The organism is Coleofasciculus sp. FACHB-712, from assembly GCF_014695635.1.
Taxonomy (GTDB): Bacteria; Cyanobacteriota; Cyanobacteriia; order Cyanobacteriales; family FACHB-T130; genus FACHB-T130.
In genome coordinates this window covers 1-22,062 of sequence record NZ_JACJOQ010000038.1, presented here as the reverse complement: position 1 = coordinate 22,062, position 22,062 = coordinate 1, and the positions used below count along the sequence as shown (strand labels likewise).

Sequence of the window (22,062 nt, the reverse complement as noted above, 5' to 3'; positions counted from 1 at the left end):
AATTCGTTGCAGTCACCCATAAAGCCATGTAAAAACAGGATTATCGGTTTATCTGCGCTACCGCTCAAAGAATAGTGAAATTGATAATCAAACGTCATCCTCTACAACTGTTTGCTCAAATCTGATTTGCTTAATCGTAATGCACGTCAGGATAGCGATCGCATCCTCTGTCACCAACGCTACCAGTTGCGATCGCTATCCTGACTGGAGCTGCAAGCAATGCAGTACAATTTATGCTGCTCTATTCGTTGGCAATTCCGACTCCGGAATTAGGAAGCTTTTGCTATGCCTGTGTACAGAGGCAATCGAACCGGGTTAACCGTGCGATCGCTTCCTCCAACTTCCCCAACATAGTGCCATCACTAAAAACATTAATATATTTTATTGCTTCTTACTTAAACATTAAATTATCTTATTGGTTTTATTGGGAATTATGCTATGTTTCTAAAGTAAATATTAGGCTAATAAAAGTCAATACTATGACAAAAAATACTAACTATTCCTATCTCAGTGAATTCACATAATCAAGATATTTTGGTATATATTTAAATGTTATTGTTTGATTCACTGATTATTGTTATTTTTAAGGTTGATTCTTTGCTAATTTTTTTTAAGTAAAAAACAAAGTAATTATTCTATTTTTTAACTTTATCAAAATATATTCATATAAAAATATATTTTATTTTTAGTCGTTACTAATACCAATCATTGGTTCTATTAAATTAAACAAATTAAAAAAGCAGTCTATGTTAACTAATGCTGATAGTTCATAATCATGTTTAATTCATTTTAAATCGATCCCCGTAGACTCGACAACCTGGAAAAGCTGATTTAAGCACAGTTTTATACAATATTGTGATAAATAAAGGTTTACGTTTAAAGCCAATTGCCAATCTATCGCATAGCTAAACATTTTCCATGTGTAAGCAACTTAGGAGGTGAATCAAAACGCAGACAATGTTTAGAATTGTATGGCTTTTATTGTCAAAAAAACTCAAACTCGCTTTTTTACATTTAGTAAAATAAACGATAAAAATATATTATCTAAAGGCTCTTCATTAAAATAGCTTTAAAAAAATTAAAAGTTGTAAAAATGTGAAAACTGTACTTCTATCTATGCTAAAAAATACCTCCAAAAACATTGAATTCTGAAAATTTGAGACATCAGCATTTACAAGCACTTGAGAGAAGAAAAATTGAAGGATCGCTAGTCCTTTTCCAAAGGGATGAGACAGCAGCTAGCTTCTTACTTGTGGTACTCTCACAAATAGTTGAGCTGAAAGAATTTGCGGACTTTTCATAGTAGTTGCCTTTGTTTCTTCGCGTCTCTTGAGCAAAAATCTCAAATCAGCTCTTCCCGACGTGTCGTAAATGTTCGCTTCTTCATTTCAGCCACAACTGCCACCCCGTCATGATTGTCGCTGTGGTTTCAGATATCAATTTCATAAACTACCGAGGGAATAATCATGCCAAAGATAGAATTGACAATTAGGCAGGTAATTGACTTAGTTAAACAACTGCCACAGGAGGATAAATCCATACTCTTGGACACCCTCGCCTCGGAAAGAAAGATGAATGGCACAGATAGGTTAACAGAGAAAGAGCAGCAGATGCGCGTCTTGAGTGCTGAACGGGGGCTGGATTGGGACAGCTTGAGTGAAGACGACCAAGAGGTGCTTGTTGATAAGTTGCTGCACAAGCATAAGTAAATCCCTAGCTATATCGTTGTCTTCGATACCAATGTTTTTTTCTGGCTTCCACGCAAAGGGAAGCCAGTTTTGTAATCTAACTAAACTAAGGCAAAAATCGATCCAAAGCTTCTTTTAGCTTTTCAATTTCAACTTCAATATTGCCTTCTTCAGCTGCGCGGGCAATACACTCAGTTAAATGTTCATCCAAAATTATCCGCGCCACCCGATCTAGGGCACCCCGCACAGCAGCAATCTGCACGAGAACTTTGGGGCAGGATTCGCTTTCCTGCACCATATTTTTGATGCCTCGGACGTGTCCTTCAATCCGAGACAAGCGATTAACAACCCGCCGCAGTGATTCTTCGCTGTGGACATGATGATGGGGAGACTCTTCATCCCCATGCTCGTGGGTATGTGAACGACCGTGGACGGGCAAGGTTTCGTCAGTTAGCGGATTCGATCCAATCATGGAGAGTCAATAAGGCAGCATTTGTATTCCACATCGTAGCCTATTTAAGTATCTGCTCTTCTAGAGATGAAAAATTGTACTACACTCCACTTCGTGCCCCTACGCTAATGTGTCGCCTCAAAGAATGCGTCTTTATGTTTATAGAAATTTGAGATGTAGGGAAAACCGCATCAGTGCTTGAGCCTAAGTTCAGTCGTTTCACCTGTAAAAATAACTATAGGGATATTTTTGTTACCAGATAGATCATCACAAAGCTAGAAAATTGATGCTATGCAATTTCCAAAGTTTTTTCGGTTTCTGCGTCAAGTCAGTACCTATGTAATTGCCACCTTTCTAGGAGGCATTTTGGCGTTTGGCGCTTATCGTGTCTTGCCGTCTCAGGCTGGCCCTGCTCCCAAAGAAGTTGCACTTACTCCAGGGGCATCAGAGCTGGTAGCGCAAAGCAGTATTTCTAGAATTCCCAATACTGCTGCAACTGGCAGTTTTGTCACCGCAGCGGTGAATCGGGTAGGAGCGGCAGTCGTCAGAATTGATACCGAGCGCACAGTCAACCGTAACATCGATCCGTTGTTTGACGACCCCTTCTTCCGGCGTTTTTTTGGTGAAGAGTTGCCCAGAGGGCCGATGCAAGAGCGCCTACGCGGTCAAGGCTCTGGTTTCATTATTGACAAGAGTGGGATTATTTTGACAAATTCCCATGTGGTCAATCAGGCGGATAAGGTGACTGTCACCCTTAAGGATGGACGCACAATAGAGGGGAAGGTACAAGGTGCCGATCCGGTAACGGATTTGGCGGTGGTCAAAATCGATGGAGGTAGCGACTTACCCGTGGCACCTCTTGGAGATTCTAACGAAGTGCAAGTGGGTGACTGGGCGATCGCAGTCGGCAATCCATTAGGATTGGATAACACCGTCACCTTGGGAATTATCAGTACCCTTAAACGCTCCAGTGCCGCTGTGGGGATTCCTGACAAGCGATTGGATTTCATTCAAACCGATGCAGCGATTAATCCAGGTAACTCCGGTGGACCACTCTTAAATCAACAGGGTGAAGTAATTGGCATCAACACGGCGATTCGTGCTGACGCAATGGGGATAGGCTTTGCAATTCCGATTAATCAAGCCAAAACAATTTCTGTTCAGCTGGCGCGTGGAGAAAGAGTCGCTCATCCCTATCTCGGCGTTCAAATGGCAACCCTAACGCCCCAAGTAGCGGCTGAAAACAACAGCGACCCCAATGCTCCCCTACAGGTGCCAGAAATCAACGGCGTCCTAGTCGTGCGAGTGTTGCCAAATACCCCAGCTGCCAAAAGTGGAATGCGCCGGGGGGATGTGATTTTGGAGATTGATGGGCAACCCGTGAAGACTGCCGCCGAGTTGCAGAGAATTGTCGAGAATAGCCGTGTCGGTCAGGTTATACAGATGAAGGTGCAGCGCGCCAACCAAGCGACATCCATTAGCGTCCGCGCTGGTGAATTGCAAGAACAGTCTTAATTAGTGCTGAGGGCTGAGAGGTGAGGACTGAGGGCTGAGGACTGAGTGCTTGAGACCTGAGGATTGAGTGAATTAAAAGTAAAAAGGAATAGAGAAGAGAATATTCTCTTCTCTATTCCTTTTCTAACGTCTGCAACTTTTTCTTAACTTTCTGAACCCCCTTTTTAAGGGGGAGAAATACAGAAAGTTGCACACCGCGTTTACTACTTTTTATCTCCTCTTTCTACTCTCTCTTCAGTTCTCGGTACTCATTACTCTCTAGTCGTCGTCCTCAAAGTCGTCGTCATCCTCAACATCGTCAATGAGGTCGTCGTCATCATCAAGAACTGGAGAGATAGCACCGCCCATTCCATAAGTAGGCCGTTCTTCAAATCCAAGACCTGGGCTGTAAGCACGAGCTGTTCGGTCATCCAGCACCACGTCCAGCGCGTCCTCCTCAACATCCAGTCCGGAACCGAAGCCAGATGCTGACATATCAACATCTGAGCTGATGCTGTCCTCATAGGCATTGAACCCGGTTCCTGCCGGAATCAGTCGCCCAATGATCACATTCTCCTTCAGACCGCGCAGCCAGTCAGATTTGCCTTCAATTGCTGCTTCGGTGAGAACCCGCGTCGTTTCCTGGAAAGATGCCGCAGAAATAAAGCTATCTGTATTCAGCGATGCCTTGGTAATCCCCAGCAACATCGGCGTATATTGCGCCGGTGCCCCGCCAGTAATTGCCATCGCTTCATTCACTTGCTCAATCTGCCGCAGTTCCACCAACTCTCCCGGCAGCATCGTGGTATCGCCGCCATCATCCACCCGGACTTTCGAGGTCATCTGGCGCACAATCACCTCAATATGCTTATCAGAAATATCAATCCCCTGAGATTGATAAACCGACTGCACTTCATTCACCAGGAAAGTCTGAACCTTCTGCAACGCCATCAGCGCCGCTTCGTAGACTCCCATCGTTTCCCGGTAATGCTCAAAGAAAATCTCTAGAATTTCATGGGGGTTGGCAGGACCATCGGTTAGCGCCTCCGCAGTCTCTACAACCATGTCATCTCCCACAATGACGTTCTGTCCGGGGCCGAGGGGATAGTCAGCCACGACGCCGTCCGATTCAATGACTTTAATCTCCTCTGCGTCCTGCTGAGGTCCGTAAACGACCTGAGCCGTTCCCGAACGCCGTGCCAAAATACACGCTTCTTTTGGCTTCCGTGCCTCCAGCAGTTCTTCAATACGTGGCAAACCTTGGATGATATCCCCAGTTTTCGCCCGCTCAAAGACTAGCAGCACTAGGTTGTCACCCCGCTGCACCAAGTCTCCATCATCGATATGCAAGACGGCTCCGGAAGACACGCGATAAGGACGAGCCAGACGCATCTGGATCGAATCCTCCAAGATGGCGGAAATTTGACCCGACTCTGGGGCAAGTACGCCAGAGGCGATCTCAGTCCCTGCTACTAACAGCGCTCCCACTTTTACGGTGGGTTTAGCGCCTTTCGTGTCAACACTTATCCGGTCGGTATCCCGAACCAGCAGCACCCGGCGAATCGAGGCTTCTCCAGCGCGAATCCCCCGGACTTCTCCGGCATCCTTGCACTGAATTTCCGTGCGAGCCACAACGGCTCCTGGCTCGATCTGCTGACCGTCAGTCACCATAATCCGTGTATGGGTACTGCCAGAAAGTGGATCTGCCGCTGTATCCCGACGAATCACCAGAGATTCCGAAACCAAGAGCTGTAAACGCATTTCTGAAGTCCGAGGCGAAAGTTCAGAACTTACGGTTGAAAGCGCGGAGCTTTCTTCGTCGTCCTTGCCTTTTGCTTCAACTCCCTTTCCTTCAATTGGCAGCAACTCAATATCCGCCGCCAGTAGTTCTAAAGCACCAAGGCTCTCGGAACTGCTCTCACTTTCAGTTCCATAGCCAATTTCCAGAACCAATTGCGTCCGCAGCAGTTCCAGCCCTCCGATGGACTTCACCCGTTCCCCATCTTTGTAAGGAAGCCGCTGAACTGCCCGCAGCTCAATCTTGTAACGTCCCCTTCCAGAAATAGAAGCTTGAGACGGTACGCTCGGCTCATCGGGAACGTGAAACTCAGTCACCGGACGCAGCAACAATGCAGGGCCTTCAGGGGTTTCCACAAATTCGGTATAACGCAACTCGCTAACCGTCAGCCCTGGCATAACTTCCTGTCCGGGATAGAACAGCGATCCATCTGTTCCCATCACTGCTTCTGGGTCATCGACCAAATGTAGTTCACCGGGCTTAATCACGATTTCCCGTAGGATATCGTTTTTCTGGGTTACTTCCACTATCCCAGCTGTTTGACAGAAGATATCTTTGACGACCTCTGTCATGGCTTCTACGTATTGACCGTCTTCCACTTGCAGGAGGGAGATATCCTTGTTCACTTCATGGGATTCTTCTGGAATCCACAGCAAGGTGCCGCCTTTGATGACTTCGTATCCTTGTTTTGCCTTGGCTTTTTTGGCAACTTCCACACCGGCGTATTTGATAATTCCCCCGGTCTGGGTGTTATAGCGATCGTCAATTAAATCGGCTACTACCTGGTGGTTTTGAACTTTTGTCCCTGGGGTGGCCTTCAGGGAAAAGCGCTGATTGTCGGCGGTATAAATTACATAATGGTCGCGGCCTTGAGTCGCTTCCATTCGCACCCGTGCTTGGTCTAACAGCACGCTAGCGGTGATAATTTCAATTTCTCGTCCCCGCGAACCAGCGTCATCAGCTTTTAGCCGGACGACACCACCATGCTCGCTCACCAACTTGGTTTCTGCGAGTACGTCGTTGCGATCCACCACTTTACCGTTCTGCACGACGGCTTCGGCACCTGGAGGTAGGTTGTAAACTTCTCCAGACAAAATCCACAACAAACCACCCCGCGCCGCAATCCGGGTGGTGTTCCCCTGGCGGTCGGTTTTTTCTTCTGGAAGCAGACCTTCAAACTTCACTTCGCCTGCCAGGTCAGTGGTAACGTCTTTGGCGGCTTTTTCTGTATGGGCGCGAGTGGAAGAAGCGATCGCAACTTCACCCAATAGCTGTTCTGCCGTTACCGTGCTGCCATTGACACAGTACAGGGTGGAATTTTGAGTGAGCGGAATCGAGATTTGCTCCTGAGTGCTGTCTACCGGATCGAGAATCAATTCCGCATTGGTCGATTCCACCAGCAAGGCATCTTCCCCGTGCCGCGTCCGCAGTCCCCGCGTCCGCATCCCTCGGCTGAAGCGCACTTTGGCGGTCATCGGCGCACGGACTTGTCGCGCTACTTCGCCAGTGAAGACGCCGCCAGTGTGGAACGTCCGCATGGTGAGCTGGGTGCCTGGTTCGCCAATCGACTGAGCGGCAATAATTCCCACCGCTTCCCCCAGATCCACGAGATGCCCGTGGGCGAGGCTCCAGCCGTAACAATGTTGACACACGGAACGGGCGGCTTCGCAGGTCAGGGGCGATCGCACGAAAACTTCTTCTATCCCAGCCTTAACAATGTTCAGCCCCATTTCTTCTGACATCGGCTGATTGCGGGGCATGACCACTTCCCCCGTGGTGGGATGAACCGCATCTTCTACTAGAACGCGACCCAGCAGGCGATCGGACAAAGGAATCAGCACCCGATCGTCCGAAGTCATGCTGCGTAAGCGAATCCCTCGCTGGGTGCCGCAGTCCACTTCCCGAACAATTACATCCTGAGACACATCCACCAGGCGGCGGGTAAGATAGCCGGAATCCGCTGTACGTAGAGCGGTATCTACCAATCCCTTCCGTGCCCCATAAGACGAGATAATATATTCCGTGACGGTCAAACCTTCCCGGAAATTCGTCTTAATCGGCAGACCAATAATCTCTCCCTGGGGGTTTGCCATCAATCCACGCATTCCCACCAGCTGACGCACCTGAGAAATATTTCCCCGCGCCCCAGAAAACGCCATCATATAGACCGAATTCAGGGGATTTTTTTGTCTAAAGTTGCGAACCACCTCATCCTTTAGGGCTTCGCTGGTACTATTCCAGGTATCGATAACCTTTTGGAAGCGCTCCACCTCGGTGATTTCGCCCCGCGTGTAGCGTGCTTCTGTAGAGCGAATTTCAGTTTCGGCAGCGTCCAGCAACTGCCGCTTAGAATCCGGCACCTGCAAGTCATCCACACTAATCGAGACACCCGCTTTAGTCGCGTAGTGGAAGCCCAAATCTTTCAGGCGGTCTGCCATTTGGGAGGTGCGGGCACTACCGAAATGCGTAAATGCCCAGGCAACCAGTTTCTTCAGTTGCCCTTTGTCCACCATCCGATTATGAAAAATATTTTTGATTTCTGGTTGCTCTGCCATAAGTTAGGACTGAGGTATAAGGACTGTTAGCGTAGCGGCGCTCTACTCGCAAAACGAGTATTTAAAGAAGACTGAGCAATGAGGCGTATTCGCGTAGGGCCATTCAACTCGCGGACTGAGCGAACACAGAACAAGCCAACACAAAACACCGGAGCGAGGACGTGAGTGAGGAGGAAAGTCAAAACTCTTTGCCCAGCCCTCAATCACTCCGTCCTCAACACTGATTTATATTGCCAATGCCTCTTGAATCGTCTTATTGTAGATAATTCGACCGGGCGTCGTCCGAATGTATTGGGTCAAGACGTTTCCTTCCTTGTCTTGCCGCACTCGACGGAAGTTGTAGGTTGTCCAGACGGTGCCATCAGCTAAGGTTTCCACCTTTTCCGGCTCCGCATCCGGTTTATCATTCTCTACTATCCCGTCAAAGCGCACCCAGATGTAGGCGTGTAAATCTACCGCAGACTGCTCATAGGCTAAGAGCGCATCATCCAAGCTGGCGAAATAACCTCCAGCACCCTTGGTCGCTGCTGGGTTTTCTGCCGTTAGGTAATAGCAGCCTAATACCATGTCTTGGCTAGGCGTTACAATGGGTCGGCCCGTCGCTGGAGAGAGGATGTTATTAGAAGCCAGCATCAGTAACCGCGCTTCTGCCTGAGCCTCCAAAGAAAGCGGTACGTGAACCGCCATCTGGTCGCCATCGAAGTCCGCGTTGAACGCCGGACATACCAGTGGGTGCAGCTGAATTGCTCGACCTTCTACCAGAATTGGCTCAAACGCTTGAATCCCTAAACGGTGCAGCGTTGGTGCCCTGTTTAGCATTACCGGGTGTCCGGCAATTACTTCCTCTAGCACGTCCCACACAGAGGCGTCCCCGCGCTGAATCAGCTTCTTGGCTGCCTTGATATTATTGACCAGTCCGCCGCGAATCAGCCGGTGAATTACAAACGGTTGGAATAACTCAATTGCCATTTCTCGTGGCAAGCCGCATTGGTGGATTTTTAGCTTTGGTCCCACCACAATTACAGAACGTCCGGAGTAGTCTACTCGCTTACCCAACAGGTTTTGCCGGAAGCGTCCCTGCTTACCTTCAATAATGTCTGACAGAGATTTCAGGGGTCGATTATTGGCTCCTACTACCGTCCGTCCCCGACGACCATTATCGATAAGCGCATCCACAGCTTCTTGCAACATCCGCTTCTCGTTGCGAACAATGATTTCCGGTGCCAAGATTTCTTGGAGCCGTGCTAAGCGGTTGTTGCGGTTAATTACCCGACGATACAAGTCATTCAAGTCAGAAGTGGCAAATCTGCCGCCATCCAGCTGCACCATTGGACGCAAATCTGGCGGAATTACCGGAATCACCGACAGCACCATCCACTCTGGCTTAGAACCAGTCGCGATGAAGTTGTCAATCACTCTCAAGCGCTTAATCAGTTTCGCCCGCTTCTGACCCTTAGCATTGGCAATTTCCTCTCGTTGGGACTCAGCCTCTGCTTCCAAGTTAATGTCCTGCAAGAGACGTTGCAGCGCCTCAGCACCAATTCCCACCTCGACACCTTGCAGGGTAGAATCTTCGCTATAGAGCTGCTCCTCAATTTCCAGCCACTGATCTTCCGTCAGCAACTGCTTGTAACTGAGATTCTCCGCGTTGCCAGGACTGAGTACCACATAGGCATTGAAATAGACAATCTGCTCCACATCCCGCAGGGGCATATCCAGCAGAATCGACATATAGCTGGGAATGCCCTTGAGATACCAAACGTGAGCCACAGGTGCCGCTAGCTTAATGTAGCCCATACGGTGACGACGCACCCGCGATTCTGTCACTTCTACGCCGCAGCGTTCGCAGACAATACCTCTGTGGCGCACCCGCTTGTACTTGCCGCAGTGGCATTCCCAATCTTTTGCGGGGCCAAAAATGCGCTCGCAGAAAAGGCCATCCATTTCTGGTTTGAGCGTCCGGTAATTAATCGTTTCGGGTTTCGTGACCTCACCCACCACTTGACCATTGGGCAGGTTTCTTTGCCCCCAGTCCTGAATTCGCTTTGGCGATGCCAGAGCAATTTTGACGTAGTCAAACCGCTGTTCTAGCTGATGTCTCATCTGTCGCTGCGCTCCAATTAAAAATTAAAAATGAAAAATTAAAAATTAAAGAATTCCTAATTTTTAATTTTTAATTTTCCATTTTTCATTGATTAAACTTCGTCTTCTTCCAGTTCCTCGCGGCTGAGAGATTCATAGGTGGGTCGCGTCGGCGTCCGGCGATTTGACACATCCGCCATCAAGTCAACCTCTACGTGTCCCGTGGTTCCGTCCTCGGTCGTCTCCACCTTATGGACGGCAATATCTAAACATAGAGATTGCAGTTCTCGCATCAACACCTTGAACGATTCTGGTGTTCCCGGTCGCGGAATCGCCTTGCCTTTCACGATCGCATTCAGCGCTTCGTTCCGCCCCTGCATATCGTCGGATTTCACCGTCAGCAACTCCTGCAAAATGTAGGCAGCGCCAAAAGCTTCCAGCGCCCACACTTCCATTTCGCCAAATCGCTGTCCGCCCTGCTGCGCTTTGCCTCCCAAGGGTTGCTGCGTCACCAAAGAGTAGGGTCCCGTAGAACGGGCGTGGATCTTGTCGTCTACCAGGTGTACCAGCTTCAGCATATACGCCTTGCCCACGGTAATCGGACGGTCAAAGGCTTCCCCAGTACGCCCATCAAAGACTCGGAGCTTTCCGGCTTCATCAGGGTTAAACAGCCAGTTCTTCCCGGTCTTCTTCCTCGCCTCCTCCAACTTGCCATGCACCGACTCGCGGCTTTTTTCCGCTCCGTGCATTTCGTCGAAGGGAATCACTTTGAAGCGGACATTTAAGTTCTCACCAGCCCATCCCAGCAAGCACTCAAACACCTGCCCCACATTCATTCGTGAGGGTACTCCGAGTGGATTGAGCACGATGTCCACAGGGGTTCCATCTGGCAGGTAAGGCATATCTTCGGCGGGCAATATCCGGGAAATAATCCCCTTATTACCGTGCCGTCCCGCCATCTTGTCGCCCACTTGGATTTTGCGCTTCTGCGCGACGTAGACACGCACCACCATGTTCGCTCCGGGGGGCAGTTCGTCGCCCTGTTCGCGGGTGAAGACGCGCACGTCTACCACGCGCCCTTTCTCTCCGTTGGGCACTCGCAGGGAGTTGTCCCGTACATCCCGCGCCTTTTCACCGAAAATTGCCCGCAGCAATTTCTCTTCCGGTGGCTGGTCGGATTCCCCTTTGGGCGTCACCTTTCCTACCAGAATGTCTCCGGCTTCTACCCAGGCTCCAATTCGGATAATCCCGGTTTCATCCAGGCTTCGCAAGCTATCTTCCCCGACGTTAGGAATTTCCCGCGTAATTTCTTCGGGTCCTAGCTTGGTTTGCCGTGCCTCGATTTCGTACTTCTCAATGTGGATGCTGGTGTAGACATCGTCGTAAACCAGCCGTTCGCTGATTAAGATCGCGTCCTCGTAGTTGTAGCCTTCCCAAGGCATATAGGCTACCAGGATATTCTGCCCCAAAGCCAGTTCGCCCCCTTCGGTAGCAGAACCGTCGGCAAGTACCTGTCCGGCAACGATGCGATCGCCTTCATACACTAAGGGTCGCTGATTCAAGCAGGTATCTTGGTTTGAGCGCTGATACTTCTGCAACTCATACTCGATCTGCGGTCCGTTGGGTTCCCCAGTTTCGTCGAAACTCCGCACTGCGATCCGCGTCGCATCCACAAAGGTGACTTCCCCGTCGTATTTGGCAACCACGACCATCCCGGAGTCCCGCGCCGCCTGGGCTTCCAAGCCAGTCCCGACGAGGGGTCGCTCTGGCTTCAATAACGGCACTGCCTGCCGCTGCATGTTCGATCCCATCAACGCCCGGTTGGCATCGTCGTGTTCCAAAAAGGGAATCAACGATGTGGCAACCGAAATAATTTGCACCGGCGACACCGCTACATAATCCACCATGTCAGGTGTCGTGGTGGTGAAATCTTGGCGATATCTCACCGCTACCGATTCTCCCAAGATCCATCCATCCACATCCATCGGGATGTCCCCTGGCGCGACTTGCAGATCGTCTTCCTCATCTGCCGTCATATATACCGGCGCTTGTTCCTTGAGTACCCGTCCGTTTTCTACCTTCCAGAACGGCGTCTCTACAAATCCATAGGCATTTACCCGCGCATGAGTTGCCAAAGAGCCGATCAATCCCGCGTTCGGTCCTTCTGGCGTCTCAATCGGGCAAATCCGTCCGTAGTGGCTCGGATGAATATCCCGCACGGCGAACCCTGCTCGTTCCCGCGTTAGTCCTCCCGGACCCAACGCTGAGAGTCGCCGCTTGTGGGTCAATTCCGCTAAGGGATTGGTCTGATCCATAAACTGGGACAACTGGGAGGAGCCGAAAAATTCCTTAATCGCCGCCACCAAAGGCTTCGGGTTTACCAAAGAAGCGGGTGTTAGGGTTTCGGCATCCGAAACGGTCATCCGCTCCCGGATAATCCGCTCTAAGCGGTTCAAGCCGACGCGCACTTGGTTTTGCAATAGTTCGCCTACTGAGCGCACTCTTCGGTTCCCCAAGTGGTCGATATCATCGGTAATCCCGATGTCATATTCCAAGTTGATCAAGTAGTCTACCGCTGCCAGAATATCGGTTGGGGTCAGCACGCGCACTGTATCCGGCACGGAGAGCCGCAGCTTCTTGTTCAGCTTATAGCGACCAACGCGACCCAGGTCGTAACGCTTCGGATCGAAGAAGCGCGATTCCAACAACTGCTGTCCGCCAGAAACCGTTGGTGGTTCACCGGGTCGTAGTTTCCGATATAGCTCCATGAGCGCTTCTTCTTCGGAAAACTGCCCTTCTTTCTCAATGGTCTTCTGGAAATATTCTGGGTGACGCAACGCATCAAAAATCTCAGAGTCGGAAAGCCCCAAGCTCTTGAGTAATACCTGTGCCGACAGTTTGCGCGTCTTATCGATTCGTACCCACACTAAGTCGTTTTTATCGGTTTCAAACTTCAGCCACGCGCCCCGGTTGGGAATAAGAGAAGCTGAGTAGGTACGGCGTCCGTTTTTGTCGGTTTCCGATTTGTAATAAACTCCGGGGCTTCGCACAATTTGGTTAACGATCACGCGCTCGGCACCATTAATAATAAATGTGCCTCGGTCGGTCATTAGGGGCAAATCGCCGATGAAGACTTCTTGCTCTTTAATCGTCCCGTCTTCTTTATTAATGAGCCGCGTCGGAACGTACATTTGTACGGCATAGCTTGCGTCCCGACGCTTGGCTTCATCTACATCGTACTTGGGTCGCTTGAGTTTGTAGTCTTTGCCCAAGAAGTGCAACTCCAGCTTGCCGGTGTAATCGGTAATCGGCGAAAAGCTGTTAAGTTCCTCAATCAGACCTTCTTCCAGGAACCAGCGGAAGCTGGCTCGCTGAATTTCTACCAGGTCTGGCAACATGTAAGCAACTGGAGTGGAGGTCTGATTAGTCATGCTTTTCCTCTTGCAAAAGAATTCAGGAATTACCTGTCGTAAGGGTGGGTTTAAGAAGAATGCCAGTGGGGAGACCCGACTTCCCAATCAACCCGATCGTCTAGAACTCAAAAGTCATCCGTTAGTAAGGATGAATCCTGAATTGATTCGTCCTCCATCGTTGATGGTTTTGAATTCGTCCTTCATCTTTAGATCCTTCCCATCTAGCGGGATGGAATTCGTGCCAAAGTAAGCAGTAGCGGCGAAGTATGCCTCACTCGTCCCCAAGGACAAGCGATTGGCAAGAACAAAATGAGCCGTTTAGTCCCCACTAGCAGGGAAGGAAACGTCTCAGGGTTGTTTTTCGTTGGTTTTATACGCGAACCAGCAGTTCGCTTTGGCTTGTTTGCTCAAAGATAATATTTAGTGCTTCTTTACCAGGTATAAGGACAGTGATTGCAGGGGTATGAAGTCTGTTTAGGTGGAGCAGGCAGCCATCCCAGTTTGCTCGCAAGAATTCTGTTCATAGAGGGTCTTTTAAATATTATGTCGCAAATTGACTTTCTTTGTTGACACCTACCTCTAAATTGGGGTAATGAAACCCAGAAGGGAGAAAAGAGATTTTCCACCAAAAGTTATTATCTTCGGGGGATGGATGTCTCTGTCGTGGTTCTCCCTGCCTTTCCAGTGTCTACAGCACTCAGAACGGGTACGGTACGCGGCACGCGGCATGGATAAAAGCCCTTAGAATTGGGCACTAAATCGCAGTACAAGGCTGAGGTACGGAAAGTCGAAACAGATTACAGGCATTCTGGGTGGTTTGCGTGGCTAGAGTCGCTAAAGAGACCCCCCTCAGATGGGCAACACACTCTGCGACATATCGGACGTAGGAAGGTTCGTTACGTTTGCCACGCTTGGGAACGGGTGCGAGGAAGGGGCAGTCGGTTTCAATTAGGAGGCGATCGCTGGGGATTCTCCTCGCCGATTCCTGAACTTGAGTGGCGTTTTTAAACGTTACGATGCCGCTGATACTAATATAGAAACCCAAATCCAAGAACCATTGCATTTCTTCCGGAGTACCCCCCCAGCAGTGCATGACGCCCCGCACAGGACCCGTGCGCTTCCAGAAATCTTGCAACAGTTCGTGCATGGTCGCAGCAGCATCTCGGCAATGAATAATTACAGGCAAATCAAGTTGCTGCGCGATCGCTAGCTGTGCTTCAAATACTTCTATTTGCCGCTCCCTATCTTCCGCTTTATAAAAATCCAGACCCATTTCGCCAATTGCTACCACTCGCTGGTCAGAACTCGCCAGCGAACGAATTTGTTCGGCAGTTTCTGATGCCCACTTCTCGGTATCGAGGGGATGCAACCCCACGGCGAAGTAAAGTTCTGGAAATCGGTTTGCCAGTGATTGAATGCTTGAAAACTCCGTAGGTTCCACGCACGAATGCACTAGCCGAACGAGCCCCGCTTCGCGCCACCGAGCTTTAATTTCTTCCAGATCGGACTGGAAGAGATCGAAGTTTATATGGACATGGGTATCGAACAACTGTATCTGTTCAGTCATTGGTCATCAAGCATTGGGTAGTGGGTAACGGGTAGTGGGAATTCTACCTACCACCGCCTTCGATAAACAACTGACTGCTGACTACTGACGAGCGGCTAGCAGCTAGGAAGCAGAAGCATCCGACGAAGCCGGGGTTGAAGTTTCTGGCTGGGGCTGCGCGCGTTTGAGAGCCTTAGCGAGATTGGATTTTTTCCGGGCACCGTTGTTGGTATGCAAGACCCCCCGCTTTACCGCTTTGTCAATCTTGCTGTAGACCTCTGACATCCGCCGCTGTACTTCTTGCAGCGATTCCGCAGTGGGGTTGGCTGCGTGGGTTTGGACGGCTGCAAGATAACTCTTCATCAGCGTTTTTACGGCTGATTTATAGGTCTTGTTACGCAGCCGGTTGCGTTCGGCTACTTGGACTCGCTTTAGGGCTGACTTAGTATTGGCCACAGTCTTGAAGAAAACTCTGTACAGTTAACAAACAGAACTAGATAGATTAATATACCATCTCTCCATAAATTATAGCGATCCCTTGAAAAATCCAGGTTAAGCTATAGAAACGAGTACAGGGAATAGGCTGCCTCATCCCTTGAGATGAGGATAGTGATATACCTGAACTCAGGCGGGTAATTCCTAGATGGTGATTCCGACTCCATGCTGCGAATCATTACTCAGGTATCTGAGGCAAGAACTGAACTGCGGCGTATCTGCGATCGCACCCATGACGACCAGATTGTTCATAAAGAGGCAACTGTTCGGGAAGTCTTACAGGCTGTGAAGCGCCAGGGCGACAAAGCTCTGCTGCACTACACGGCTGAATTCGATCGACAAACTTTGAATTCCGAACAGCTGCGCGTTAGTGGCTCAGAACTGGATGCTGCCTATCAACAGGTGTCCCAGGAGTTACTCAACGCGATTCAACTGGCACGTCAACAAATAGAAGCATTCCACCGGCAGCGCGTCCCGAAATCTTGGGTTCAATTTGGGGACGATGAGATTGTTTTGGGGAAGCGTTACACGCCGGTAGATCGAGCAGGGCTTTACGTTCCTGGCGGTCGAGCGTCCTATCCAAGTACGGTATTAATGAACGCCATCCCTGCGAAGGTAGCGGGTGTGCCGAGAATTGTCATGGTGACGCCACCAGGGCAAGAAAAAACGATTAATGCCGCGGTGCTAGTGGCAGCCCAGGAAGCTGGGGTGCAGGAAATTTATCGGATTGGGGGCGCTCAAGCGATCGCGGCTTTGGCTTATGGCACCGAAACCATTCCTAAGGTAGATGTCATCACTGGTCCCGGTAACATCTACGTCACCCTGGCGAAAAAGCTCGTATATGGCACCGTGGGGATTGACTCGCTGGCAGGGCCTTCTGAGGTACTGATTATTGCCGATGAAAACGCCAATCCCGTCTATGTGGCGGCAGATATGTTGGCGCAAGCGGAACACGATCCGATGGCAGCAGCAATTCTCCTGACAACAGAAGCTGGGTTGGCGAAGAAAGTACAGCTAGAAGTAGAACGTCAATTGGAAGATCATCCGCGACGGCTACTGACAGAGAAAGCGATCGCTCATTACGGTTTGATTGTGGTGGTTGACTCTCTGTTGGTTGCTGCCGAACTCTCCAACGAGTTTGCCCCCGAACACTTGGAACTGGAAGTCCAAGAACCCTGGGATCTGCTGGAAAAAATTCGCCACGCGGGTGCTATCTTCTTGGGTTCCTCAACGCCCGAAGCTGTGGGAGACTACTTAGCAGGGCCGAATCACACGCTACCTACCTCTGGCGCTGCCCGTTACGCTTCAGCACTGGGAGTTGAAACGTTTCTGAAACACTCCAGTTTGATTCAGTACTCGCCGACAGCGCTCCAGAAGTTTGGCAACGCTATCCAGATTCTTGCCCAAGCCGAGGGTTTGACTTCCCACGCTGACTCCGTGCGGCTGCGAATCGAGAAGAGGTCTGACGAGTAACGAAAAAGGAGATTTTGGGGTGCTAAAAATTATTCTGGTGGCTCTCGACAGTTCAGAGCTTTCGGAGGGAGTGATTCAGTCCCTGGAAGAACTCCAACTACAGCCAACGACCAAAATCATCCTTTCCCACGTGATTCCTTCGTCGGGGTCTGAAGTGGAAATTGCTGTTGATAAGCCCCATGCCTCTTCGGAGGATCTGCCCTATCGGCAGATTGAAAAGCAGATGGAATCTTATCAGGCTGCTTTACCTTGCCACAGCGAATTAGAAATCGTTTCTGGCGACCCCGCTGAAGAAATTATCCGGCTGGCGAATATTTATCAAGCTGACTTGATTGTGATCGGCAGTCGGGGTTTAACGGGTTTGAAGCGAATTATAGAGGGTTCAGTCAGCAGCCAAGTTGTTGCTGATGCTCCTTGTTCCGTGCTGGTGGTGAAGCAGGCATAAAAATAAGAAAAGCATAAGCCTTGGCGGATAGAATTCGCGACTATACAGACAAAACTTGCGTAGGCAGGTTTTAGAATGATTGATTATTCTTAGTCCGCCTGCGCGGACTTTTTTTATTTAGCCGCAAATTCCATTCCTTGGATGTAGGAAATGCTAATTAAGAGAATTATTCAGGCTCAGATTCTCGATTTTGAGAGCCTGAATTATCCTTGATGTTAGCCTTCCCCTTGGCTTTTTTCTTAGATGAATTTGAAGTAACTGGTTGCGGTTCTAATGGGAAGAACTTTTCTAAGCCAGGAATTACATACTGAAAACAGTCCATAAACGTGCCTCTTTAACTTAGTTTGGAGTGCTGGATTTAGCATTAATTTCAGCCTAAGAGGAACTTTGTATAATGCCTAGTCCCTAATAAGTTCTAGTAAACTAGAAGAATTCTTCTAGTTGAGATTGGCTAAGTAATACGTTAGTTTCATAATCAAGAAGCTGAGAACCTGTCGAGACTTCGGAGAGCGTTATGGAATCATGGGAGAGCTGGGATAATTTTCTAAAAGTGATAGCCTTTGACCACAAGCTAACTGTGGATCAACAAGCGGTTTTCTTGGTCAGATTTGCTCGGCAGAACATCCATAGGAAAAATCAGGATGTTGCAAATGAAGTTATAGGAGGTGAACCTGCGAATGCTCTTCAGTCCTATGACAAGTATATGAAGGAGATATTCGGTAAGCTTGCAGAGAGTTTTCCTGAAGTTAACTCTGAGGACAAAGGCAAGGTTAAGAGAGTGCAGGCTTGCCTGGAAAAAGTGTATTTGGAACAACAGCAAAACAAAGATTCTGAGACTGGTAGCGCGATCGCGTCTCATGAGTGGACAAAAATTTGCCGCGATATGCTGGAGTCTCAGAAACTAAACATCAGACGACAAGCTACCGAGGTAGTTTCTAAAGCATTTTATGTAGAGCTGGGATTAGTCGAGCGCAAACACCAACCCAGACGTAGCGACGATTCCTCTGTTTCACCAGAGCAAGGATCGGTTCTTTTCCAGCTACATGAGGAAGAAATCACCCAAATCTATGAGCATGAAGAGTTTCTAGAGCAGGTTATTAAGCAGGGACAAAGCAAGAAGAGCCAAGGGAGACGCATCGCCATCATTGGTGAACCGGGAGCCGGGAAAACTACTCTGCTCGAAGCGATCGCGTTCTCTCCAAAAACACCAGGTTTTCCAATTTGGGTTTCTCTGGGTAGTTTGAGAGATAAAAGTTTAGAAAACTACCTGCGTGAGAATTGGCTAAAAGACGCGCTTAAAACTTCAGATGTCACACAACAGCAGAAAGAACTAGAAAATCTATTCAAACGTGGTGAAGTGTTGCTGCTGTTGGATGGAGTGGATGAAATGCCAGCATCTTCACCCGTCGAAGCTTTAGCCAAACTTAGGGAAGAACTCACAGGCTGGGTTGCTGATGCGCGAACTGTGCTGACTTGTCGGCAAAATGTCTGGGATGCAAGTGTTAATGCTTTACCGGGTTTTGATACTTATCGCACCTTGGACTTTAGCTATGGGGAAAGCCATAAACCAGATCAGGTGAGACAGTTTATCTGCGAGTGGTTCTCCAAAGCTGAAAAACCAGAACTAGGGGAACCGTTACGGGAAAAGCTAGACGAAGACAGACATCAGCGCATCCGAGATTTAGTCAAAAACCCCCTGCGGTTGTCGTTACTGTGCCAAAGTTGGTATTTTCGCCAAGGCGATTTACCAAAAACTAAAGCCGCGCTTTACGAGCAATTTGCGCGAGCTTTCTATGATTGGAAACAAGAACAATTCCCCACAACTGCGACAAAGCGGAAGGAGTTAAACACGGCGCTAGGACTGTTGGCACGGGAAGCAATTGATAAAGAAAAATCCCGGTTTGGAATACGAGAGAGTTTTGCGCTCGATGTCATCGGGGAAGACCTGTTTAAGTTAGCAACTGAAAAGTTGCATTGGCTGAATTTTGTCTACAAGGATGCAGAAACGGATGAAAAAGTATATGCCTTCTTTCATCCCACGTTTCAGGAATATTTTGCGGCTTGTGTGATTGATGATTGGGATTATTTCCTAAACCACAACAACGATAACCCTAACCCATTCTTACAATATAAGAATAAAGATTGTGTTTACCGCGTTTTTGAGCAGCAGTGGAAAGAAGTAATTATACTGTGGATTGGAATAGAAAAAGATGAAGAATTTAGAAAGCATAAGGATAATTTTATCAAAGCTTTAGTGAATTTTATGGATGGTTGCAAGAACTTATATTGGTATCGAACGTGTTTTCTTGCAGCAGTAGGTATAGCAGAATTCAGAGATTGTAAGTTGGCTGATTTAATTCTGCTAATTTTTTATTGGGGTTTTGAAAAGTGGGAAGAACCGAATTTTGATCCAATAGCCGAAGCTGCTAGGGAGATAATTCCAGAAATAGATCATCCTAGAGCAATCAATCAACTAATTTACTATAGAGACAATAGCCAGAATAGATATATTAGCGAGGAAGCTACTTACATTCTGGAAAAAATGGGAATACGCAATCAACGATTACACACTATTTCTGAGTTGCCTCCACTAGCTGAAGAGGAAAAAGAGCAGCTTAAAAAGTTTGAAAGTATAATAGAACAAGCCTTGAGTGAGCAATCGAGAATAATTAAAGAAATGCTCGCTGGAATACAGGCAGAACCTGAAGCCATGATAAATCGTCTAATCCTGATCATGGATAAAAATATAAATAATGAATTCATTGCCGAGGTTTTTGAAAACGTATTAGAATATGAACATTTGCGCTTAATTGTAAAAAAAATCAAGGAATACATAGATATTAATCTTGAGGAAAACGAATATTTCGACTATTTATATGATGTTATTTGGCACTGCACCCAAAATATGACTTACCCAGAGTTTTATCAGGCTTGGCATGGTGAACCTTGCTCAGTTCAAGCCATAGAAAACTAACTCACTAATATTCCGCAACAAGTACAGCCTACTGGCAAAACCTATCATATAACTATTGACACTCTAATCTCTGAAAGTTGAGGAAAACACAAGTGCGATCGCTCTTTCTTTGTTCGCAGGCGATCGCTACCCTCTTGTCAACATCCAATCTTTGAGAAGTCAAAAGTCAGCAACAGCAATCCAAATTTGTCAGTACAGCTTGTCAACTGGTAGTAACTGCTAGGGCTGAAGAACTCATGCCTGCTTCCAGCACTCAGCTTGCAAAACTGAGTGCAAACTGAGCGATAAGTTGAGACTGTAGCATTCTGTACTTGCTTTTTAATTAATGAAGAAGCTCACCCAGCCTATTCAGGGTAAATTTTTCAGGGCAAATTTCCGACAAATAGGCTCGGTAGCTTCATGCTCAAAGAGTGCGAACAGCAGTCCGAAGTTTATCAAGTTTTGATAGAGTAATAAAAATTACAACAAATACCCGGATTGCAGTACGGGATCTGGAAACTGCGATCGCCAAATGGTCGTCTAAAAATTTATTGGCATTACATCATTTGTAGATTTATGGTGATTTCCCGTAAATTAGGGACGAAGGTAGCAGGAAGTGCATCACTGATTTTGATACAGTTTCTCGGTTTAATAGAATTTCCCCTCAATTCTCTATTGAGCCGCCTATCAATTGATTTAGGGTTTAGCTCAACCGCTTATGCAGATGTTGTGCCGAAAACGCCAACAGGTTCTGGTTACGAGCCGGGTGATGTGGGTGTTCCCGGAGGCACCATTGGAACGGGAACGCGAGTTCGTTATCAGCCACCCGATGATGGAATGATTCCCAGAGGCGGTACCAGAGGCGTTGACGAATCGCCAATAGAATGCTCTGAGTCTCAGCCTACATCTGTGACTTTGTTGGCTCCTACGACTCATACCGGATTGACTGCATCAGGTCATCCCATCTTTTACTGGTACTTGTCGGGCACCCAATCGGTACCGATCGCTTTTACACTGGTTGAGCCAGGAGTATCTAAGCCAATTATTGAGCAAACAATTCAAACACCCAAGGCTGGGATTAATCAACTCCAGATGTCCAAAGAGTTGCCAGAACTGGTTCCAGGACGGGAATATCTATGGACAGTCACTCTGAAGTGCAATCCGAAACGACGTTCTGAAGATCAGATTGCTCAAGGCTGGATTAAGCACGTACCCGCAACACCTGCTCTAGAGAAACAACTGGCAGCTGCGCGATCGCAGATTGGCAAGGCAGCAATCTATGCTCGATCGGCATACTGGTATGACACTCTAGGCGTAATTTTAGCCGCCCATGCTACTTCCCCCAAGGATCGGTTAATCCGCCAGGAGTTTCTATCGCTCTTAGAGCAAATTGGACTGACAGAGGTGAAAGAGCAAGAACAACAACGATTGGTAAGGCAGTAGCTAGGTCACCAACATAAATTTAAAATTGTCTCTGTCTGAATAAAAACCCGTTTTCTACCAGAAAACGGGTTTCTTTTGTTCCACAGAGTGAAGGGAAAAGTATAGCAACCGCCAAGATAGTTAGGACGTAGAGTAGAGATCACCTGTTGTCCTGAAGTTATTCAAGCTGCTCATGGCAAACCCCTATAGTTATGACCTGCGTCAGAAGGTGATCCAAGCGATCGAG

General features: G+C 48.3%; 14 protein-coding genes. 8 read left to right on the top strand and 6 right to left on the bottom strand.

The features are described from left to right. Positions 1–139: 139 nt before the first annotated feature. The gene (locus tag H6F50_RS00675; protein ID WP_190425185.1) at positions 140–319 is read left to right on the top strand and encodes a hypothetical protein; all 180 of its coding nucleotides are present in this window, start codon (positions 140–142) and stop codon (positions 317–319) included. A gap of 1,147 nt (positions 320–1,466) precedes the next feature. Further along, complete coding sequence (locus tag H6F50_RS00670; RefSeq protein WP_190413959.1) at positions 1,467–1,709, top strand: hypothetical protein; 243 nt, start codon at positions 1,467–1,469, stop codon at positions 1,707–1,709. Between the two features lie 85 nt (positions 1,710–1,794). Here the strand turns inward: H6F50_RS00670 and H6F50_RS00665 are convergent, their stop codons facing one another. Beyond that, complete coding sequence (locus tag H6F50_RS00665; RefSeq protein ID WP_190413957.1) at positions 1,795–2,160, bottom strand: metal-sensitive transcriptional regulator; 366 nt, start codon at positions 2,158–2,160, stop codon at positions 1,795–1,797. A gap of 270 nt (positions 2,161–2,430) precedes the next feature. Here H6F50_RS00665 and H6F50_RS00660 point away from each other — a divergent pair, with 270 nt between their 5' ends. Beyond that, the gene (locus H6F50_RS00660) at positions 2,431–3,654 is read left to right on the top strand and encodes an HhoA/HhoB/HtrA family serine endopeptidase (RefSeq protein ID WP_190413955.1); all 1,224 of its coding nucleotides are present in this window, start codon (positions 2,431–2,433) and stop codon (positions 3,652–3,654) included. Between the two features lie 258 nt (positions 3,655–3,912). Here H6F50_RS00660 and H6F50_RS00655 read toward each other — a convergent pair whose 3' ends face one another. From H6F50_RS00655 to rpoB, 3 genes are all read right to left on the bottom strand, one after another. After that, positions 3,913–7,986, bottom strand: coding sequence for a DNA-directed RNA polymerase subunit beta' (locus H6F50_RS00655; RefSeq protein WP_190425182.1), 4,074 nt, complete (start codon positions 7,984–7,986; stop codon positions 3,913–3,915). Positions 7,987–8,211: 225 nt separating this feature from the next. Beyond that, on the bottom strand, positions 8,212–10,089 hold the full coding sequence (locus H6F50_RS00650) for a DNA-directed RNA polymerase subunit gamma (protein WP_190425180.1): 1,878 nt from the start codon (positions 10,087–10,089) through the stop codon (positions 8,212–8,214). A gap of 92 nt (positions 10,090–10,181) precedes the next feature. Continuing rightward, entirely contained in the window at positions 10,182–13,499 is a 3,318-nt protein-coding gene (rpoB, locus tag H6F50_RS00645; protein WP_190413949.1) for a DNA-directed RNA polymerase subunit beta, read from the bottom strand. Here rpoB and H6F50_RS00640 point away from each other — a divergent pair. After that, a complete protein-coding gene (locus H6F50_RS00640; RefSeq protein ID WP_190425176.1) occupies positions 13,498–13,731 on the top strand; it encodes a hypothetical protein in 234 nt (77 codons plus the stop codon). The two genes, rpoB and H6F50_RS00640, sit on opposite strands and share 2 nt — an antisense overlap. Positions 13,732–14,235: 504 nt before the next feature. Here H6F50_RS00640 and H6F50_RS00635 read toward each other — a convergent pair. Both H6F50_RS00635 and rpsT read right to left on the bottom strand, forming a co-directional pair. Then, positions 14,236–15,036 carry a YchF/TatD family DNA exonuclease gene (locus tag H6F50_RS00635; RefSeq protein WP_190425188.1) on the bottom strand — a complete coding sequence of 267 codons (801 nt, stop codon included), beginning with the start codon at positions 15,034–15,036 and terminating at the stop codon, positions 14,236–14,238. A 114-nt stretch (positions 15,037–15,150) separates the two neighbouring features. Continuing rightward, positions 15,151–15,483 carry a 30S ribosomal protein S20 gene (gene rpsT, locus H6F50_RS00630; protein ID WP_190425173.1) on the bottom strand — a complete coding sequence of 111 codons (333 nt, stop codon included), beginning with the start codon at positions 15,481–15,483 and terminating at the stop codon, positions 15,151–15,153. 204 nt (positions 15,484–15,687) lie between these two features. Between rpsT and hisD the strand changes: the two genes are divergently transcribed. The 4 genes from hisD (at position 15,688) to H6F50_RS00610 (ending at position 21,836) form a co-directional block, all read left to right on the top strand. Next, positions 15,688–16,995 (top strand): histidinol dehydrogenase, encoded by a 1,308-nt coding sequence (gene hisD / locus H6F50_RS00625; RefSeq protein ID WP_190425170.1) that lies wholly within the window; start codon positions 15,688–15,690, stop codon positions 16,993–16,995. 19 nt (positions 16,996–17,014) lie between these two features. Next, complete coding sequence (locus tag H6F50_RS00620; protein WP_190425168.1) at positions 17,015–17,440, top strand: universal stress protein; 426 nt, start codon at positions 17,015–17,017, stop codon at positions 17,438–17,440. Between the two features lie 514 nt (positions 17,441–17,954). Then, positions 17,955–20,414 carry an NACHT domain-containing protein gene (locus tag H6F50_RS00615; RefSeq protein WP_190425165.1) on the top strand — a complete coding sequence of 820 codons (2,460 nt, stop codon included), beginning with the start codon at positions 17,955–17,957 and terminating at the stop codon, positions 20,412–20,414. A 477-nt stretch (positions 20,415–20,891) separates the two neighbouring features. Then, positions 20,892–21,836: a DUF928 domain-containing protein gene (locus H6F50_RS00610; RefSeq protein ID WP_190425162.1), complete on the top strand. Its 945-nt coding sequence runs from the start codon at positions 20,892–20,894 to the stop codon at positions 21,834–21,836. Positions 21,837–22,062: the final 226 nt, after the last annotated feature.

Excerpts from the sequence above, each read along its gene's own strand:
- H6F50_RS00675 (WP_190425185.1), top strand. The coding sequence starts at position 140 with ATGCACGTCAGGATAGCGATCGCATCCTCTGTCACCAACGCTACCAGT.
- H6F50_RS00670 (WP_190413959.1), top strand. The coding sequence starts at position 1,467 with ATGCCAAAGATAGAATTGACAATTAGGCAGGTAATTGACTTAGTTAAA.
- H6F50_RS00665 (WP_190413957.1), bottom strand. The coding sequence starts at position 2,160 with ATGATTGGATCGAATCCGCTAACTGACGAAACCTTGCCCGTCCACGGT.
- H6F50_RS00660 (WP_190413955.1), top strand. The coding sequence starts at position 2,431 with ATGCAATTTCCAAAGTTTTTTCGGTTTCTGCGTCAAGTCAGTACCTAT.
- H6F50_RS00655 (WP_190425182.1), bottom strand. The coding sequence starts at position 7,986 with ATGGCAGAGCAACCAGAAATCAAAAATATTTTTCATAATCGGATGGTG.
- H6F50_RS00650 (WP_190425180.1), bottom strand. The coding sequence starts at position 10,089 with ATGAGACATCAGCTAGAACAGCGGTTTGACTACGTCAAAATTGCTCTG.
- H6F50_RS00640 (WP_190425176.1), top strand. The coding sequence starts at position 13,498 with ATGCTTTTCCTCTTGCAAAAGAATTCAGGAATTACCTGTCGTAAGGGT.
- rpoB (WP_190413949.1), bottom strand. The coding sequence starts at position 13,499 with ATGACTAATCAGACCTCCACTCCAGTTGCTTACATGTTGCCAGACCTG.
- hisD (WP_190425170.1), top strand. The coding sequence starts at position 15,688 with ATGCTGCGAATCATTACTCAGGTATCTGAGGCAAGAACTGAACTGCGG.
- H6F50_RS00615 (WP_190425165.1), top strand. The coding sequence starts at position 17,955 with ATGGAATCATGGGAGAGCTGGGATAATTTTCTAAAAGTGATAGCCTTT.